The 1,606-nt window shown below is 48.1% G+C and carries 2 protein-coding genes and 1 pseudogene; all 3 read right to left on the reverse strand.

Features of this window, described 5'->3' with window-relative positions; translation table 11 throughout:
• Window positions 1–120: IS1/IS1595 family N-terminal zinc-binding domain-containing protein (locus QJQ48_RS28050; RefSeq protein WP_346293315.1), on the reverse strand; the 120-nt coding region annotated here is incomplete at its 3' end.
• Between the two features lie 64 nt (window positions 121–184).
• Window positions 185–499: pseudogene (locus QJQ48_RS28055) on the reverse strand (SDR family NAD(P)-dependent oxidoreductase); the annotation flags it as partial.
• 73 nt (window positions 500–572) lie between these two features.
• On the reverse strand, window positions 573–1,181 hold the full coding sequence (locus tag QJQ48_RS28060; protein ID WP_346294481.1) for a TetR/AcrR family transcriptional regulator: 609 nt from the start codon (window positions 1,179–1,181) through the stop codon (window positions 573–575).
• Window positions 1,182–1,606 lie beyond the last annotated feature (425 nt).

Below are 1,606 nucleotides of genomic sequence, written 5' to 3' on the forward strand. Positions count from 1 at the left end.
ATCCGTCGGCTCCTCAACGAACTGGTAGCCGCATTGGCGGCAGAGATAGCGTTGCTTACCCGTATGGATGTGGCCGTTTTTGACGATATAAGTGGCTTGGCACTCAGGGCAGGTCGGCATGAGTCGTCAAGGGTTTCTTCTTGATCACCTTAACAAACACATCATTACCCCTGGGGCACTACCGAAATTCTAAGGACGCGATCGCATCTTCGGCTAGCGGTGATGCGGCTAGAAATCCACCCGCATTGTTCACCACAAACTCTACGTCCTGAGCAGATTGAGCAGCGGTGACAATAGACTGCGGATCGTCTAAATCGAGATGAATAGGCACGACCTGATCGCCATACCGCTCAACTAGCGGAGCAGCACTATCTAACTTCCGAACAGTCGCGTAGACTTTGGCCGCACCCTGTGCTAAGAAGAACTCAAGCAAGACCTTGCCAATGCCGCGATTCGCACCTGTGATTAGAATTGTTTTACCTGTGATGTCGTATGTCATGTCAATGTCTCCTTTTTCAGTTTAGTAGTCGTCAAAAACCTTGAACGATTGGTCAACATTTTGGCAAAAAAAACTAGCTCTGCTCTAAAGCCGTAATCGCGGCGGTTACTGTTCCCTCCAGCACCGTGTCACTTTCCATCACTCGTCCCAATAACGCCATTCCCTGAGCCGTGCAGAGCAGTAGACGCGCTAGGTTTCGTATGTTTGCGTCGGGCTTTAGCTCGCCAACTTTTTGAGCGCGGGTTAGCGTTGCCATGAAGGTGTCCTCCATCTCTTGAAGATAAGCTCTCATCACCTTCGATACCTCCTTATCGTCGGTACTGAAATCAGCGATGTTGGTACCGAACATACAGCCATGACTCCCTGACTGGCTATGCATCGCCTGCCAGTGGCGAAGCAACGCTTCAAGGTTTTCTAGCGGAGAACCTTCCGCCAATAGGCGTTCTTGCATATCCTTGATTAGGATATTAGCGTAGTACTCTAGCGTTTTAAGAAAGAGCGATCGCTTGTTGCCAAAGGTGTCATACAAGCTTTTCTTACCAATCCCCATGTTCTTTAGCAATTCAGACAGGCTAGCAGCTTCGTAGCCATGTGCCCAGAAAACTTCCATCGCCTTGGCTAAGGCAGTGTCCGTATCGAATTGCTTACTGGGGCCGCGAGTCATCAGAAACTTGTCTTTCAACGATACAGCTATCCTAATACAACTTAAACCAATTGGTCAAAGTTTTTCCAAAACTCCTTTCTAAAGTCTCAAATAGACTAGTGACTAACTTACTGCTAGTGGACTGACACAGCTAAAATAGGGTGCTGTTAGCGCAGCGTAACGCACCGGATTCAAGGGTTTGAGCCTGTTGATAATTTGCATCATTTTAGGCATGTCGCGCCACTAGTACAGTGAGCATCAAATCATACAACATCAACATAATGGTTTCTAAGCTTCTTGGGATCTTCCCAGCTTTTGATACTGGTGGCGAAATATTGCTTAACCTACAGATGACTCCATCAGTCTTACAAACTGTGAAGTACGAGTAGCGGCTTGAGGCACGCCCGTCAGCCAGTTGTGAATGCGCTTACAGTTAATCGCTGCGGCTGTCATCAGGTGCTGTA

The sequence above is a fragment of the Sphaerothrix gracilis Ecp01 genome (assembly GCF_030405905.1).
GTDB classification, from domain to species: Bacteria; Cyanobacteriota; Cyanobacteriia; order Phormidesmidales; family Phormidesmidaceae; genus Sphaerothrix; species Sphaerothrix gracilis.